This is a genomic window from Ruminococcus sp. XPD3002, from assembly GCA_900119535.1.
Taxonomy (GTDB): Bacteria; Bacillota; Clostridia; order Oscillospirales; family Ruminococcaceae; genus Ruminococcus; species Ruminococcus flavefaciens_H.
This window is the reverse complement of record FPJT01000017.1, coordinates 58,758-76,848: the sequence shown is the minus strand read 5'-3', so window position 1 is coordinate 76,848 and position 18,091 is coordinate 58,758. Positions and strand designations below refer to the sequence as shown.

Sequence of the window (18,091 nt, the reverse complement as noted above, 5' to 3'; positions counted from 1 at the left end):
GAGCATAAGCACTCTAAAAAGCGCACCGAACTTTCAGTGCGCTTGAACAATGCTTATGATTATTTCTTATCTTTTGAGGTATACAAATAAGTATATCTCAAATAATGCAAGTAAAAGTATTGGTACAGCGAGTAGCACTGCTATTGTAATTTTTTTGTATATAGGCTTTTGTGTTTTATCAGCCAGTTTTAAAGCGACTGGCATCAAACGTGAATATACATATACTTCTATTATCAGGCTTATAATTATTCCAATTGTACCGATTGTATCATTCATAGTTACTCTCTCCTTATATTCTATGATGTTAGGGTTTATTAGTAATTAAGATACTTTTTCTCAGCATCTATCTTGTTGTAGTTTGATAAAGCTTTTCTAATTCCTCCTAAGAGCATATTCATTTGCTCTTTTGTAAAGTCAGCTTCTTCGGCTGCAAGAAGTAAATATCCCTTGATAGCTGAATTATACCAACCTGCATCAAGGAGAAATTGAAGCTGATCGTTATTAACAGTCTGTGCCCACCTTACAAGTTTTAAGTGCTTTTCGGCAGCATCTTTCATTTCTTTATCTTCGGGTATCTCAGGTATCAAATCATCCAGTTCGTTTATGTTAGTTTGTTCATTCTCTATCGATTCTTCTGCGTTATTATCTTTCTTCCCAGGTGCGGTGTTTGTTTTTTTCTCTGAACGCTCTTTAACGTCCTTCGTAGTTATTGCTGCTACAGGCTTTTCTGTTACTATTTCAGCCTGATCTTCCTCGGGGAGCTTTGCGATACTATCGGCAGTTGCTATTGTCATATCACCATTCTTTACGGCTTCCTTGACTTCATCAACTGCGTTATGCTTGATGTTCTCTATCTTGCCGACCTGTGCAGGAGATACATTAAGAGCTTCCGCAACTTTGTCACGGAGACGTCCTTTGATTTTCATGCCGTCTGCTTTCAGGCGTTCCAAAGTTTCCTTTAGCACTTCATACTGCTTGTAAAGTTCTGAGTCAGTCATAACTCTTGTTGTAGCATTAAGCATTATCAGATCGAGGATACTTTCATCTTTTGATTTAGTTCCGTCCACAAGGCAAGGAACATACTTTGAGGTATATCGGTTCTCACTGATTAGTTTCTTGATAGCTGTAAAACGTCTATGTCCGCTCTTTATAAAGTATGTACCAAGATTTTCTTTATCTTCTGAGACAACCAGATTGTGTTTAAGTCCCTGACGTTCTATATCGTCCGCAAGGATATCAATGTCACTCATGCTGTAGAAGTTATCTATGCTTTCTCTGATTTTACTTATCTCTATCATTTTAATGTTATCCTTGAAGCTATCAGATGCAGCGGACTTTATATCCGCTGCTATTGATGCATCTATTGTAAATCTTCCCATGATCAACCCACCTTTCTAATTATTTCTTCGGTCAGCTCAACATATTTCTTTGCAGGACCGAGCCAGTGCATATATTCGTAAGCTGTCATTTTATAGTTAATACTGTTTCTTATTATATTGGAATAAGGGATCACTGTACTGAACACCTTATTGCCAAGATTATTTTCAAGCAGTTTCTTCAACTCCTCGTCAGCTTTATTCTTCTTATCGTACTTAGAAATAAAGCAGCCGATAAAGGCTGCTCCTACTCTATTGATTGTTTCAGTTACCTTTGCGATACCCTGTATTGCAAAGCTTCCAAGCTCTACAGGAACTATTACACCGTCTGTTATACCGATGAGCTGCTCCGTCAGACTATTAAGTGCAGGAGGTAGGTCAAGCAGTACATAATCGTATTGATCATTCCAATAACTTGACAGCTTGCTAATGTTCTGTTCTCTCTCTGAATCACTCAGGTTCTGAAATAATTCAGCGCAGTGATTCATATCAGTTGTTGATGTTATGACTTTTATATTTTGATATCTTGTTTCTGATAACGCATCTTCTGGTGATACTTTCGTATTTAGCAGTACACTTTCTATACCGGCGCTGTTTACTTCTGATGCAAGAAACCTTGATGCGTTCTGTTGTCCGTCACAGTCAACAACAAGCACTTTTCTTTTATAGATCTCTCCGAGGATGTATGCTACATTAAGCACTGTTGTTGTTTTGGATACTCCGCCTTTGTTGTTGAAAATTGCAATTGATTTCATTGTTTGCCCTCTTTCTGCACCTATGGTGCTTTTATTTTATCTGCCCTTTTTGTTTATAAGACATAGAAAATGGACGGTAGGGCAATACCGTCCATATGTGTTTGCAACCACACTCTATGCCGTTATTAATTCTCATGGAGAAAGAATAACCGTAGGTAATGTGTTAATTATAAGCTTCTCAATCTTTCTGGAACTCTCATTGCGCATATCATCTGTACAGTGTCCGTAAACATCAAGTGTGAATGAAGCAGTATAATGACCAAGATTATACTGCAGTGTCTTTATGTCAACTCCTGCTTTCAGTGCCATTGTAGCGTATGTATGCCGTAGATCATGGAAGCGGAAATGGCACATGCCTGATTTGCTGATGATTTTCTGCAAAGCATTATAGACTGCGCAATGTGTATAATGTGAGCCGTCAGCATTTACAAATACAAATTCGTTGCTTTTTCTCTCAGCTTTCAGCTTCAAGAGTATCTGCATCGCTGTCGGACAAAGATAAATCTTTCTTGATTTATTGTTTTTCAATGAACCCCATTCATAATGCTGTCCATGACCAGAAGCGTTTTTCCTTCTTATCAACTGTCTGTATACCTTTATGTAGCCTTCATCGAAATTAATACAATCCCAAGTAAGTCCGATAACTTCCCCTTCCCTGAGTCCACTGAAAAGCGTTATCAGATATAGGTATTCTTTGTCATGTCCTCGGATAGCTCTGATAAACGTTCTTACCTCTGACATAGATAATACATGGATTTCATTATGGGGGATTGACGGAAGAATAGCTCTATCGGCAGGATTATGTTCAATATAGTTATTGTTTTTTGCGGAAACAAGAGCTTTATGAAGCACTCCGTGAACATTTTTTATGGTTTTGGGAGATAAAGGAGCATCAATACCAACTCCGATCTTCATACTGTTAATAAAGAGTTGCACATCTTCAGCTGTGAGCTCCTTTAACAACACATTTCCCAGTACAGGCTTAATATGATGCTCTATTATGCTTTCATAGCTGCGGTAAGTGGTTGTTTTTATACCACCACAGTAAACATTAAGCCAATAATCAGTCCATTGTGCTATTGTATAGTTGTTTAGGTCTTTAGGTTTGGAAGGTGTGATACTTCTCATATAGCTTAGTACGTCGAATTTCTCGGTTTTATTCATAATTATTCTCCTTTTGTTGATATTGTTCTACAATATCATTATATCAAAAAATAAAATAACTGTAAAGCTCTTCGAATCCCATCTCCCACCCCAGAAGAATAGGCACTTTCTCAATCGAGGAAGTGCCTTTTTCGTTGATTTCCTACATTTTTCCTACGCTATTTTGCGATACCTGCAAAATCAAGGACGAATAAAGACGATAAAAAATCAGCAGAATAGTTCTTTCGTCCATCGGGATAACAGTTCTTCTGTTAAAGCGTCTTGACTAATATTTTATAGCTTGTTATAATATTATAAAAGATAAGGAGGTTCCTTATGTCGGATACAAGAGAACTACTGCCTGTTCTGCTTTCTGAGAAGAGCAGAAAGATCAAGGGCAGCATATATAACAGGATGCAGGTTGATTTCGCTTACAACTCCAACCACATCGAAGGCAGCAGACTAACCCACGACCAGACCAGATATATCTATGAGACACGCACTATCGACGGTACCGCTCCTGTCAACGATGTATTTGAAGCGGCAAACCATTTCAGATGCTTCGACTATATCCTCGACACCGTCAATGAGCCTATAACTGAGGACTATATAAAGCAGCTCCACCGTATGCTGAAGAACAGCGTTATGGAGGACGACACGGATTATGCAGTTATCGGCGACTATAAGAAATATCCAAACGAGGTAGGCGAAATAGAGACAGCTCTGCCGGAAGATGTCTCAGGTCTTGTACAGAACCTGCTCAGCAAATACGAAAGCAAGCCTTCTCTCGACCTGTATGACGTTGCTGAGTTCCACGCAACATTTGAGAAGATACACCCCTTCTACGACGGAAACGGTCGAATAGGCCGGCTTCTGATGCTGAAACAGTGCCTCGCTGACAACATTGTTCCTTTCTTCATCAACGAAGATGTCAAGCACTTCTACTACGTCGGACTAAAGGAATGGCAGTCGGACGAGAAAAAAGAACGGTTGATAGATGTATTCCTGTCCATGCAGGACGATATGAAGGCTATCCTTGACTACTTCCGTATCAGCTATGATAAAACCGAGCTTACAGCAAGAGAACTCATAAACAAGCATATATAAAACTTTGTCCCCGCAGCTGCGGGGACTTTCGTTTTTATTCATCATCATCGCCATTGAATAAGGCGGTGAAGCAGTTTGTGATATAGTCCATTTCAGTTTTCTTAGCTGAATCATTGGTGTGAATGTACACGTTAAAAGTTGTGAGGGAGTCTTCATGACCTGCATAGTCCTATATCTGCTTCATTGTAAACGCCGTGTTATTAGCGAGAAGACTGATGTGGAAGTGCATTAGTACATGAAATTGTAGATGCGGCAGATTGTTTACGTCAAGTAACTTTCTGAACGGAACAGTCACTGAGTCAGGCGTAATATGCGTACCTACGGCATTTACAAAAACAAAGTTCTTACTTACATCATTTGGTCATGATCATCTGTATACAGGTAATGAATCTATCAATCCTGCATCGTACTGCTGTATAGCAAGTGCGTCCATAGGTGTTATGCCGTCACCGGTATTATATACGTCAGCTTGTTTTATTGCTTCCTCACTTAGTGGATATTTGCTTGAATTGGCAATATACTGAAGTATAGCCAGAGCATCACCCAGATCAAGCTTACCGTTTCCATTTACGTCACCTGACGGTACAAATTCTTCCTGCGATGCAACGTATGATGACATATCCTCGGGTTTGGCGTTGAATATAACATTTGCATTGAATATGCTGTCGTTTCCATTTAATTCACTTGTATAATTATTATTACTTACACTTATACTCTGTTTCTTCTTTAAAGCTTCCCATTCTTCTTCAGTACCACCGTAATAAACTGTACTGAAATCATCGTTGATCACCGTTCCAAACGCAAAAGAACCTAATTTGTTTAAACCTTCAGGAATAAATATTTTAGTTATTTTATTTCCTCCGAAGAAAGCATTCGTACCGATTGTATCGATTGATTCAGGAATAATTATAGATTCAAGTGATGTGCAGCCATTAAAGCAATTATCAGGAATACTTGTTATACCATTCGGAATAGTGATTTCTTTTAGTGAAGAGCATCCTGAAAAGGCATCGTTTCCTATTTTTTCAACTGTTTCAGGGATAGAAATCTTTTTAAGGTTTTTGCAACCCTTAAAAGCAGAATAACCTATTGAGCTAATTGAATCATTAAGTTTAACCGAAATAAGCTCAGCACAATTATCAAAGGCTCTGTCCCCAATTTTAGTAACCGGACCGGCAAAGTTAATATTTTTTACACTGCAGCCACTAAACGCTCCATTTTCAATAATCGTTACAGATTTAGCGATATTTATAGTTTCCAGATTTGGGAAACGGTCCGGAGTTGTTTCACTCTGAAATGCAACAGTTGGTATTCTCTTTCCGCCAAGGATATTAATCGTTTTTAATGAGTTGGTAGTATTCGGAGAAGTGCTATTATAAATCTTGTACACATCTTCATATGCTCTATCATCAGGCGTGTTTACATTTTTTATATTAAATCCGGCAAAAGGAAGAGACAGTTCTTCTAACTTAGGACAATAGTTAAAAAGACCTTCTCCTATATTTTTATCCTCTGATTCATCCTCTGGTTCAATGATAGCTTTTGTCAAATTTGAGCATCCACTAAAGCAGCTGCCGCCAATAGTTTTGACATTTCCCGGAATATGAACAGATGTTATTCCTTCACAACCTGAAAAAGCTGATGTACCAATCTCTTCAAGAGCACTATTACCGGTAAGGTCGAGTTCACCTTCAAGTGAAGAACAATCTGCGAAAACCGAATTTCCTTCATCTACAGCAGCGCTAAAAGTACCAATAGCTGTCAATGATGGAGGCAGATCAATCGCTTTTTTGCCTGCATTTGGTGAACCTTCGTATGTTATAGATTTCAAACTGGTGCATCCCCAGAACGCACGAGCATCTATTCTTTCAAGATTTGCCGGAAGAACTACTGTTTCAATCCATTTAAAATTGCGAAAAGTATCTTTTTCTACAGCATTTCCCTCAAGTATAGTAATTTTCTTTAATGATTCCGGAACATTATTAGAGGCGTTTTCTCCAGCGCCAAAACAGATATATAGCATATTGTCAGCTTCAGGAATAGTCAATTCCTCTAAGTTTGAACAACTAAAAGCACACAATCCAATATCCGATGCATGAACAAGCGTTTTAATACTTGTAATTCCTGTGCAACCCGAAAAAGCAAATTCACCAATCTCTACAAGAGCACTATTACGAGTAAGATCAAGTTCACCATCAAGAGAAGAACAGTTTTTAAACGCACTATCGCCGATTGATTTTAATGACGGAGGTAGATCAATGGCTTTGTCTTTATTGGGTGAACCTTCGTATGTTATGGATTTCAGGTTTGTACATCCGCTGAAGGCAAATGAATCTATTGTTTCAATAGTTGCCGGAAGAACTACTGTTTCAAGATTTTCGCAATCTTTAAAGAGGTTTGCTCCGATATTGGTAATAACTTGTCCATTGTCAGGATCAAGATCTTCAATTACAACCTCTTTCAGATTATTTTTAATTATATCATTTTTAGAAAGCTGATTACTTTTCATATTACCATAACCAATTATACTCATATAACCATTACGGGAAAGAGTATAAGTTATATCGCTTTCAGGCAATTCTTCAACAGGCCATTTAGGAGTAGTTTTTGAGTTATTTAATCGACCATTTGCTACATTCTCTTCTTGTCCCTGTTTTTCATTAGTTGTAGTTAAAACAGTTGTAACAGTAGGCATTGTTACAGCAGATGTTACGGGCATAGTAGGATTATCGACTGTAACTGAATTTGATGATAGATCTACCATTACAGTTGTTCCAGCATTTTTTACTGTAAATGATTGCTCACCACTGGTTTTACCATCCTTGGTTTTATAACTGTATTGGTGGCTTGAATTTGGACGACAATACATATACGCCACAACACCAAGATCTGATGTAGACATATAAGCTTTTTCTCCATCAACTTGTATACTTTCTATATTATTCTGTTGATCGGTAGTACCGCATAGAACTAATTTGACTCTGCAATATTTGTGCGGGCACTCACCAAAACCAACTTCATTGAAGGCAAGTGAAATATAAGCATCGGGTAAATTGATATCAAATGATGGCGTGCTTACTTTTAAAGGTTGTTTTAAAATAAACGCATCAAAAACAATTGCTCCCTTAAAGAATAATTTACTATTAACTGTAAAACATGGAAATCCTCTTGCCGCACATTCATCAATAGTTCCATCAATTGGTTCATTATCAACAACAATTGGGAAATAGCATTTTTTTATTGTAAATATGTCATCAACGTTTTTTTCAAACAGATTCCATTTTGCATCTAACAAAGGTGCAGTCAACTCTAATCCTACTGAAGCTTCAGCACCCAAAGATGCAATTTTTTCTGATATAAATACTATTGCAGGTTTCAAATCTATTGTGATCGTTACAGTGCCTGCTACTTTATAATTAAATGCGGTTGTTTTCGCAACATTATCCGGAGTATTGGTTATTTTAAGGCCGCTTCCGCCGTCATAAGATGCTTTGATAGATGGTGAGAATTCACAAGAGACTTCAAACTCAACTTTGCCTTCAATTTTTAAAGAAGGTGAAAATATAACCTGTACTCCCATTATTGGTGTAGCACACCATAGATAAAACAACGGGATTTCGTTACTCTCTACCTTTAGCTTACCTGTAACTTTAGCTGAAACTGAAGCTTTTATCTCAATATCTATGGATAATTCTTTATATCTTTTATAAAAGTTGACATTAAGTGATGGAAGTTTCAATGACAATGTACCCTTTAATTCTAAATGATTATTATCAATTGCAGGGATTTCCAGTTTTTTCTCGCTTCCAAGTTGGATTTCTTGTTTTTCGGTTAAAGATAAATTCTTTTTAAAATTTTCCATCCATAAAGCGTAATCTACGATTTCATCTAAATTGTTAGACATAATAGCAGGTATCTGCTCTTCATCTTTAAGAATACTTATATTGAAATCATATGTTTCTATACCATTCTCTTCATGTGTTCCAATATAATCAATATCATCTTTATTTGTTTCTTCTATTTTCGTAACTTCAAAATCATCATTATCTGCATTTATTTTTACGAAATCAAACATATCTTCAGTATTATCGCCGCCTACAACGGTTGCTTTATTACCAGAGATGTTGATATCACTTAACGATACAGCTATTATATCTGTTTCATTCGGACGAACATAAAGGTAATCGCCTTCTTTTAAATTACGGATAGAATCATCGATATTATCAAAAACATAAGTATCATTATCGTAATCAGCTGATACAAGGGTATTGGAATCATCTGAACTATCTGCTATAACAGTTTTTTCGTTTAAAACGAAGAAATTTGTGGTTTCATCATCATCAAGATTAACTACATATGCTTCATCAAAATCATTAATTGTAGCCTGATACATTTCTTGCATGAAATGTGTAAAATGATTAAAGTATGACGCTTTACATAATTCATGGCCGCTATAATCAACAAGTACTGCCCTTACATTAAAGAATTCCGGAAGCTCATTTACATCAACACTTAGTTCCGTAAGCACATTACAACCTTTACTGCTTTTCGATTTGAGGTCTATTTTGTTTGATTTGTTATCCTCATCAATAAATGATACAAGAATCTCACAATCTAAACTTTGAGATGAATATACAGTAATCTTTCCTGTATTAAGATCAAAATTCAGATCAGATACTTCGAACACTTTTTCAGAAAAAGAAGTTGACAACGGTTGTATTCCTTCGGCTTCTTTTTCAGAATAGGCGTCTCCGATCATTTTTCCCAGTGAATTTGATCCTTCAACTGACAACTCCGATTTTTGAATAGTTCTGTCTGAAGGTGTGTTTTTTTCTGTAACGAGTGAATTAAGATTACCCGATACAGCTGCGGAGACAAGAAGCGAGGCGCTTAGAGCTCCTGCGATCAGTTTTTTTAACATATAATTCCTCCCTAAATACAAATATACATTAATTATATCATGAAAAATCATACTTGTCCATTGTGCAATTGGACAATTTATTTAATCATTTTAAAATGATGCTTGATCAACAATTAAAAATTATCTTCAATACGTTATTTAAAACTGATTTTCAATTGCAAGGGAAATAAAAAACTGCGGCATATTATTTGTATTTTGTTTTGTTCATCAAGGCAATTCTCGTTCTGTGGCTGATTCTTTCAGTCGAGAGAGATATATTCGAATCTCCCACCCTCATGAAAATCCCTTGACTTATGTCAGGGGATTTGATTTTTATGAAAAAGCACTTCCTCAATCGAGAAAGTGCTTTTTGAACTATATAACGCATGAATTGTTATGTAAGAAGTCAGTTTTAATAATTGCTTTTTAAAATGTTTAGAATTTCATTCTTAGTGATTTTAATTAATTTTTCCATAATATAAACCGCTTGTTCAATTTCGTTTGAAGCGATTTCTGTAAATAGTACTCTACCTGTATGCCTCTTTTTATTATACTGCCTTACGTTAAATGCTTTTTCACCTATCTTTAATCCGTTGAATTGGTCTATAACTTGTGAAACAGGTTTTTCCAGCGAAGAGTTATAGCTTAATTCATTATCTAAACGAATTTGCAGACCGTTGTCATAGTACGTGAATTCATAATGGATACTTTTATAGTTATCATCTATAAGTATTTGCCTGTAATTTGCCGCAGATCCGTATAATGGCATATCAGGATGTTTTTTATCCCATATTTCACTTATCATGTTAAAAAAAGGTTGGAATTTTTCTTTGCTGTCCTCTGTTTTATTTGATTTTTCACTTGATTTTATAACTGAACTTGAACTATAAATATCAGTACCTTGATTTCTGTATTTTTTAATTTCAATAAGATTCAAATCAAAATCTGTGTGATCAGATAAAAATCTTGTTAATCTGCGTAGATTATCATTAGCGTCATCAACAGCAATTATCAAACGTATTGTTCCTGATTTCAGATTGTTTTCAATTATTCGCGGCAATTCAGCGCTATTATCCAATCCGCTGACTTCTTCACTTAACCTGTTATCTGTGACTCTATCAAGGTCATAATACGAATATTCTGATAATGTAGAAACATAATCGAAGATCTGAGCAAGCACTTCGCGTCTGCTTTCTGCATTTTTGGCAAGCTTTACTTCTACTACTGTGATGATTCCGGCAGGGGACATCATTAAAACATCTATTTTTCCGGTGGCTTTGAGGTGAACCTCTCTTTTGAGAAATATCAATTCTTCTGAATTTTCTTCATCAGTTATAAGGGCAGGTTTTTCCGCTATCAATTCTTGAAGTTCATATTCATCTATATATGGCGTAAGTGTTGCCATTTTGTTATTTGCTATGATCATATAGAATACCCTCCTCTACTATGTTCATTATATCAGAAATTGGAATTAAAGCAATAGGTTTCTTTAAAAAAGTGAAAGTTTGTTCAATAATAACTTATCATTAGGAGATTTGTTTCAATAACCATAGTCATATGTTTTATAAAACAGGAGCTTTATCGATCGAGAAAGTGCTTTTTAACTCAACGAATTTAATAAAAGCACTTGACAAATGATATAAATTAATATATAATACAACTCATAAAGTTACATTATTAACTTTAAATATGATGTAAAGGACTTGATAAAAATGAAAAAATTACTCAACAAACTTTCTGCGGTTGCAATAGCAGCTACTCTCTTTGGAATAGGCATTGCTGATTTCAAGCCTGATATGACCGCAGATGCCGCCTGCCAGCATCATTGTCAGAGATATGCAGGGTATACCGATGATTGGGATAAAACTTTCGTGGACATTTCTGGTTGTTATGTACGTCTTAAACGCGATGAATGGGTAATATGCTCTACCTGTAATAAGCCATTATTTAAAACAGGAGCGCACTATCAGGTGCTGGAAGGTAATGGGCTTATATTTGTCCAGTGGAAGTTCACTACATATAGCTATTAAATCAAGCTCGATCATATTGTTGTTTTTACAATTAAGAATACGCATAAAAATAAGTCCCCACAAAAGTGGGGACTTGTTGTTATCGGATCATTTCTTGAAGAACTTATCGGGACTGTCTTTTCCGCCTGTTGAGAGGTAGGAATAATACTGGAGAACTCCCGTTGCATCGGATGCGTCTATCTTATCATTGAAATCGACGTCTGCTGCAATTATCTGAGCATCTGTAAGTCCCGAAGGCTCACCTGTGGACATAGCGGAATAAGCTACGAGTATAGCGGTCGCATCAGAGGAGTTTATCATACCGTCCTCGTTTACGTCGCCCAGCGTATACTCGGGAGCAGCTTTTTCGGCAGCTGTGAGGGTGATATCGGCGATAGCGTATTCGCCGTTTCCTGTTGGCTTGTAATAGAATTGAACGAACTGTGCATCCTTCGTACTGAAAACGTACTGGATGTTTCCCATATCAGGTGTAAGAGTTATCTTATCATCTTGGACGCCGTCCTTGTAAATATAAAGTTCGGCGTTCTTGCCCTTTTCGTTGGAGTCAATATGACCTGCGTTGAAGTAGATATTGTCGATGTTTTCGGTGTTGAAGCTGATGTATCCGCCGTCGGAGCTGTATGCAGAGCTGAAAATAATGCCCTGTGTGAACTCTGTGCCGCCCATTGTGAATTTCTCAACCTTAGGACTTGCGCCGTTGTATACCTTTACCTTTGAGGAAGGGGTGAAGGCATCCTTAAGAAATTCCTGGGTGTCGGCATATTCTGGGGTAACGTACTTATAAGCCGGAGCCTTGCCGTCAGCCTTGAAGTTTGCTAAAGCGTAATCGCCGCCGCCTTCGCGATTAAGGACGAAACGTGCGGTTTTTGCGGAAGAAACATCTATACTGCCCTCGCTGACAGGCATCTGAGGATCGAGCTCATAGGTTTCGGTCTCGGCGTCATCAAGATAGACTGTAAGAGTACCTTTTTTAAGACCGCTTCCGTCGACGTGTCCCAGATCCCATGAGAGTTCCTTGATGTTCTCTACGTTATATGTAATGTATGAAACATCCGAGCTGTATGAACCGTTGAAAACGATACCGTCGTAGTAAACTCTGCCGTTCATTTCATAGGCGCCTGCCTTGCCGTTGCCGTTCTTGACAGTGACCTTATTTGAATTGAAGCCGCTGTCGAGGAAGCTGCTTGTCTTATCGTAGGTCGGTACTATATGATCGAGTGCGGTTGGATTTCCGTCCACTGAGATATCCATGAGAGCAGCCTGAACTGACGGGCTGGCAGGCTGATAATCAAGACGCACTTCCGAAGCATCGCTTACGTTGAGCAGGTAGCCTTCAATGATCGGCATATTGCGTGATACTGCGATCTGCTCTTTAAGTACATTATCATAGTATACAAGGATGGAACCGCTTCCCGTGCCTGTATTATCGATGCATCCGATTGAGAACAGCAGTTCGTTTACGTTCTCGGTATTGAAGATTATCCTTCCTGCATCAGAAGAATAGTTTGCGTTGAAAACAATTCCCTGGTAGTATGTTCTTCCGTTTACGTTGAAGTTGTTTGCTTTGCTGTTGCCTGTATATTTTGTCACCTTATAGGAATCGTATCCGCTGTCGATGAAACCGCCAGATTTTTCATATTCGGGAACTGAATGCTGTTCGCCTGCTGCAAGTGAGTCTACATGGAGATCGCCGAGACCGATGTCTACTTTTCCCTCTCTTACGGCTTCAAACCTGAGAGTTTTTGCATCCTCGGGGATATCCAGTGATATCTGCTGGATGCCGCTGTGGCTTACGGGATACTTATCGATGAACTCCTCGTCCACGTATACATTGAGTGTAGCTTCATTCTGACCGTTGTTGTCTATCTGTCCCAGATCAAACGATACCTTGCTGACGTTCTCAACGTTGAAGGCTTCGTTGGAAACAGTTGAACTGAAGCTTCCCTTCAGAACGATACCCTGATAGTAGCTCCTGCCAGCCATGCTGAAGCTTTCGGACTTGTCACCGCTTGGAAAGTCCTGCTGTTCTTTGGCATAAAATCTTCCTTTGATAAAAGCTGCGGTATCTGTGTATTCGGGAACATCGTGAGATAGTGCGGGAGCTGCACCGTCAACGATGATGTCTCCTAAAGCGTATTCGCAGCCTCCTGTGGCTTTTGCGACCAGTTTAAGAGTTGAAGCTCCTGAAACGTCAAGGTCTTTATAATCCTCGGGAGTCATGTTCCACTTAAGCGGAACAGAATCATAGAGCGCATCATCAAGGTATATTTCAAGTGTTCCTGAGGAGGTGCTGCCGCCGTCTACATGTCCGGTTGTCCATGATATGGTCTTTGCAGCTGATACATCCAGTGATACTGTACATGTAGAAGATGAATAAGGCATGGACATATCAACGCCGTTATAGTATGTTCTGCCGCTCATTTTAAAGGACTGAGTACGGTCGCCCTTATAGTAGAGCTTTACACGTCCGCTTGAAGCTGTTGATGTTTCAGCGGCTGACAGCATATCATCCGAAGTTCTGTCCGCAGCAGATGCTATTATCGCACTTCCGCCGAACATAGGCATATAAACTGCACCAGATGAAAGAAGCATAGCACCTGACATAAGTATTGCTGCTGCTTTATTTGATCTCATATTAATCATACCTCCGTATAGTTGTTGTGGTTGTGGTTGTGGTTGACCTTTTCAGGGGGTTATCCCGAGAAAACATATTGTTATTATACCATTACAGGCTATTTATGTCAATTGACGGGCGGACGGGGATAAGCTCCGTTCGGTAAAACAAATGCTTTTGCGTTGGCTTTATTTTTTTCGTTTTTTTCCGTAAATCAGTTCTGCAAGTTCTTCTTGTGCGATAAACTCCGAAGGGCGGATGAGATCGGGGTTTTTGCGAAGTTTACTCTGCAGAGCTGATTTCAGGAAGCCAAAAGTTTTTTTGCCATAGGAATAATACTGAGGATCATTATCGTATATGGATTCGGCATCAAATTGCGGCGTTTCAGGCTTTTCTTTTTCATTCTGATGATTGTACATACGCTTTATACTTGAATCTTTTGCTTTTTCATATGCTTCTTTTATGGCGTTTGAGATAAACTCATCATCCAGTTCAGGATAGCAATATTTTATATGTTTATGATTTACGAATACAGATTCAAGATCGCATCCTTTGGTAAACCATACACTTATCTTGTTTTTTATTCCCTTCTTATTGAAACTGCTTTTGAAAGCCTCCTGTTCATAGGCATCGAGATAATCACGGTCTCTGTGTACGATGACCTTCAGTTCAGGGTTGAAACATTCAATGAGTTTCTGAGCAGTTATTATATTATCTGTTTTGGAACAGCCAAAGTAAGGAACTATCGCCGCTGATTCGGGTGATATGCCCGATGATTTCAGAATAGCTTTAAGATATCCTGTTTGTGCTGTTTTTTCATCCTCTGTAAAAATCACACATTCAAGATCGGGAGATAAAAGTTCTTCAAGATTGGTTTCGCCAATATCCTGCAATACGGTTATGAGTTCTTTATTTGAGCTTAGATCCAGTTTTTTTGCGGTTTTGCCGTGATTTATCCAGAATACAGATGTGTTTTCTGCATTCTGTGCCTTTTCAAGAATGTGCCTTGAATGAGTTGCGATAAGTATCTGAGTGCCTTCGCTATCGGAATATTCCTTAAGGAGGTCAAACAGTTTTTTCTGGTTCAGAGGGTGAAGGTGTGTGTCGGGTTCGTCCAGAATCAGTATGGAAGGAGTGAAATAGCTGATATACGAAAATATCTGTATTATCTGAAGCTCACCTGTGCCCAGCATATCAAGAGGGATTTTTATATCGGGCGAACCTTCTTTGCTGACCTCTGCATAAACGTTTATCGTCTCGTCCGTTTCGGGACAAAAGCTTATATTGATAGTATGATCGGGGTAAAAGCTGCCGAAGCTTTCCGTAAACGATTCCCATTTACTTTTATCTTCGTCTTCGTGCAAAAGCCATAGGATGTTCCTGAGATACAGGTTTGAATCGCCTCTTGTGGCTGATTTCAGCACCTTTGCTTTTGCGGTAAATTCCTCTGTGAGCGGCAATCCCGAAAGCCCTGTAATATATACACAATACGGAGAAGTGTCGCTTTTTATGGCATCGAAAAACGCAGTTCTGCTGATAGAGGCTTCAAATGAATTATTTATCTTATGACCGAGAGTTATATCGGTCTTGGAATCTTCTGTTGAAAAAACAAAATCTGCTTTATTTTCATTTGGAAGGTCATTTTCTCTGATAAGCGAATTCAGGTCGCGGGTAGGGGAGTACATAAATGCGGATGCATCGGCACAGAAAGTCAGCTTTTTCTCAGCAAAAGTATCGCTTACGTATCTGTTGGCGGTCTGAGCGACTCCGATAGCAAATTGAACAGCCTGTAATATGCTTGATTTGCCTGCGTTGTTTCCTCCCACAAGAACGTTGATCCTGTCGAGTGATAATTCTATTTCGGGAATGGATTTGAAATTGCATATCTTAACTTTAGTTATGCGGTTCAGTTCATAGGAAGGAATAATACTGATATTGTCCAATTTTTCGCTGACAGGTGCATTTCCGTGATTTATATGTACGTTTGGCCTTTTATCCAGCCTCAGCATTTTAACTGTGGACAGCATTGCGGGGGTAGCATTATCAAGATTGAGTACCAGCTGTCCGTTTTTGCTTCCGCGGATGAGTTTTTGGTATTCTTCGGAATAAGGGTAAAGCAATACGATATTACCGTTTTCATCATATGGTAATTTCCTGCCTTTAATAATATTGCATTCTTTACAACACAGGATAAGATTATCTTTATCAGTTGCTTTTTCCGGATAGAGTGATATGGGGAGAAAACAATCTATCGTAGCATTACTTGGATATAGAGGTTTCTGACAATAAGCGCAGAAGGCTCCGTGTTCAATCAGCAGTTCTTCTTTTACTTTCTTGTAGTTTATTTTTGGTATCATGGTATATCCCTCCGATCGTATCAGAAAAGCGTAATATTATTATATAATGCCTGAGCATATAAAGTCAAGAAACGCTTTATTTTCGGTAAAATGGAGAAGTCCCCGAAATTTTGGGGACTTCGTTATCTGAAAGCGAAAATAGTATTATTCTACAGATATGATATAGTAGTATACAGGCTGTCCGCCGCTTACGAGCATTACCTCTATCTTGTCGCTGAGCTTGGACTGTAAAAGCTGCTGCATCTGCTCTGCATTTTCTGCGGTAACGTCTGCGCCGTAGATAAGGGTTACATATGAAGCGTCGCCCTTTGTAAGCTTCTTGACGAGCTTGAGAGTAGCCTTGTTTATATCCTTTTCGGTGAACGAGAGCTTACCGTTATCAAGTGCGAGTATCTCGCCCTCCTTGATAGGATGTCCCTCGAATTCGGAATTCCTTGCTGCAAAGGTTATGAGTCCTGTAGAGACTTTTTCAAGAGCCTTTGTCATGTTTATGCGGTTATCTGCAAGGCTGAGGCTGTCATCGAAAGCAAGCATAGCCGAGATGCCCTGCGGTATTGTTCTTGTCTGAAGAACGCATACGCTCTTGTCTGTGAGCTTGACTGCCTGTTCAGCGGCCATTATGATGTTTTTATTGTTCGGAAGAACGAATACTGTCTTTGCAGGTGTTGCAAGTATAGCACGGAGTATATCATCGGTAGAGGGGTTCATAGTCTGTCCGCCCTGTACCACAACATCGGCGCCGAGGTCGGTGAACATAGCTTCAAGACCGTGACCTGCTGCAACTGCAACGAATCCAAACTGCTTCTCGGGCATTGCGGGAGCAAATCCGTCCTCGAGCTGTTTAGCCTCTTTAACGCGCTTTTCGTGCTGTATACGCATATTCTCTATCTTCGGCTTAGGATCGTTGATGAAGCAGCCGAATTCCAGTGCCTTCTGTAAAGCCTTGCCCGGGTTATCCGTGTGTACGTGTACCTTTATGATCTTTTCGTCATCAACAAGTACAACGCAGTCACCTATAGTTTCAAGGTAAGCTCTGAGCTTGAAAGGATCGGGACAGTCCTCGTGCTTTTCAAGCATGAACTCTGTGCAATATGTGAATGTTATATCGTCATCATACTGGCTTGCTGCTGCACGGAAGCTGTCAGCGGACTTGTCATCCGATTCTGTACCCTCGGCGGGTTCTGCGATAGCACCGCCGTTGAATACCTCGTACATAGCCTTGATTATTATAGTGAAGCCCATGCCGCCTGCGTCAACAACGCCTGCTTTTTTGAGCTGAGGAAGCATTTCTGTGGTCTGTGCCAGAACTTTTTCGGCCTCATCGCAGACTTCCTTCCAGAAAACGATGTCATCGTTAGTTGAAAGAGCAATTTCCTTTGCCTTTTCAGCCGCACATCTTGATACAGTGAGGATAGTACCCTCTACAGGCTTCATAACTGCCTTGTAAGCGGATTCAACTCCGAGAGCAAGCGCATTTGCGAAATCCTCGCAGCCTGCCTCGCTGAGGTCGGAAAGACCTTTGGAAATACCGCGGAAAATAAGCGAGAGTATAACTCCCGAATTTCCTCTTGCACCGCGGAGAAATGCAGAAGCTGCCGCAGAGGCTGCCTCTGATATATCAACGCCGTCGGGGAGCCTTTTAAGCTCGGCAACGGAATTTCCTATAGTCATCGACATATTTGTACCCGTATCACCATCGGGAACGGGATATACATTCAGTTCGTCTACTTCTCTTTTCCTGTTGTTCAGAGTTATGGCAGCTGATATTACCGCATCTCTGAATAATGCACCATTTATCACCTTTATAGC

Annotated in this window: 11 protein-coding genes; 2 read left to right on the top strand and 9 right to left on the bottom strand. The window is 39.1% G+C overall.

From position 1 onward, the window contains the following. Nucleotides 1-66: 66 nt before the first annotated feature. The 4 genes from BT127_RS13555 to BT127_RS13540 all read right to left on the bottom strand — a co-directional run bounded on the left by BT127_RS13555 (nucleotide 67) and on the right by BT127_RS13540 (nucleotide 3,295). Nucleotides 67-276 carry a hypothetical protein gene (locus BT127_RS13555; RefSeq protein ID WP_075425515.1) on the bottom strand — a complete coding sequence of 70 codons (210 nt, stop codon included), beginning with the start codon at nucleotides 274-276 and terminating at the stop codon, nucleotides 67-69. Between the two features lie 38 nt (nucleotides 277-314). Then, nucleotides 315-1,379 (bottom strand): ParB/RepB/Spo0J family partition protein, encoded by a 1,065-nt coding sequence (locus BT127_RS13550; RefSeq protein WP_075425514.1) that lies wholly within the window; start codon nucleotides 1,377-1,379, stop codon nucleotides 315-317. 2 nt (nucleotides 1,380-1,381) lie between these two features. Continuing rightward, nucleotides 1,382-2,131 (bottom strand): ParA family protein, encoded by a 750-nt coding sequence (locus BT127_RS13545; RefSeq protein ID WP_075425513.1) that lies wholly within the window; start codon nucleotides 2,129-2,131, stop codon nucleotides 1,382-1,384. A gap of 132 nt (nucleotides 2,132-2,263) precedes the next feature. Further along, nucleotides 2,264-3,295 carry a tyrosine-type recombinase/integrase gene (locus tag BT127_RS13540; RefSeq protein WP_075425512.1) on the bottom strand — a complete coding sequence of 344 codons (1,032 nt, stop codon included), beginning with the start codon at nucleotides 3,293-3,295 and terminating at the stop codon, nucleotides 2,264-2,266. A 315-nt stretch (nucleotides 3,296-3,610) separates the two neighbouring features. On the opposite strand from BT127_RS13540, the gene BT127_RS13535 reads away from it, so the two are divergent. Beyond that, nucleotides 3,611-4,381 (top strand): Fic family protein, encoded by a 771-nt coding sequence (locus BT127_RS13535; RefSeq protein ID WP_075425511.1) that lies wholly within the window; start codon nucleotides 3,611-3,613, stop codon nucleotides 4,379-4,381. Between the two features lie 367 nt (nucleotides 4,382-4,748). Here the strand turns inward: BT127_RS13535 and BT127_RS13530 are convergent, their stop codons facing one another. Both BT127_RS13530 and BT127_RS13525 read right to left on the bottom strand, forming a co-directional pair. Further along, a complete protein-coding gene (locus BT127_RS13530; protein ID WP_075425510.1) occupies nucleotides 4,749-9,302 on the bottom strand; it encodes a leucine-rich repeat protein in 4,554 nt (1,517 codons plus the stop codon). A gap of 391 nt (nucleotides 9,303-9,693) precedes the next feature. Then, nucleotides 9,694-10,707: a PDDEXK family nuclease gene (locus BT127_RS13525; protein ID WP_075425509.1), complete on the bottom strand. Its 1,014-nt coding sequence runs from the start codon at nucleotides 10,705-10,707 to the stop codon at nucleotides 9,694-9,696. Nucleotides 10,708-10,993: 286 nt separating this feature from the next. Here BT127_RS13525 and BT127_RS13520 point away from each other — a divergent pair, with 286 nt between their 5' ends. After that, nucleotides 10,994-11,311 carry a hypothetical protein gene (locus tag BT127_RS13520; protein WP_075425508.1) on the top strand — a complete coding sequence of 106 codons (318 nt, stop codon included), beginning with the start codon at nucleotides 10,994-10,996 and terminating at the stop codon, nucleotides 11,309-11,311. A gap of 87 nt (nucleotides 11,312-11,398) precedes the next feature. Here BT127_RS13520 and BT127_RS13515 read toward each other — a convergent pair whose 3' ends face one another. The 3 genes from BT127_RS13515 to BT127_RS13505 all read right to left on the bottom strand — a co-directional run bounded on the left by BT127_RS13515 (nucleotide 11,399) and on the right by BT127_RS13505 (nucleotide 18,082). Next, on the bottom strand, nucleotides 11,399-13,945 hold the full coding sequence (locus BT127_RS13515) for a dockerin type I domain-containing protein (RefSeq protein ID WP_075425507.1): 2,547 nt from the start codon (nucleotides 13,943-13,945) through the stop codon (nucleotides 11,399-11,401). Nucleotides 13,946-14,113: 168 nt separating this feature from the next. After that, a complete protein-coding gene (locus BT127_RS13510; protein WP_075425506.1) occupies nucleotides 14,114-16,282 on the bottom strand; it encodes an AAA family ATPase in 2,169 nt (722 codons plus the stop codon). A gap of 144 nt (nucleotides 16,283-16,426) precedes the next feature. Next, nucleotides 16,427-18,082, bottom strand: a complete 1,656-nt coding sequence (locus BT127_RS13505) for a DAK2 domain-containing protein (protein WP_075425505.1) — start codon at nucleotides 18,080-18,082, stop codon at nucleotides 16,427-16,429. Between the last annotated feature and the right edge of the window lie 9 nt (nucleotides 18,083-18,091).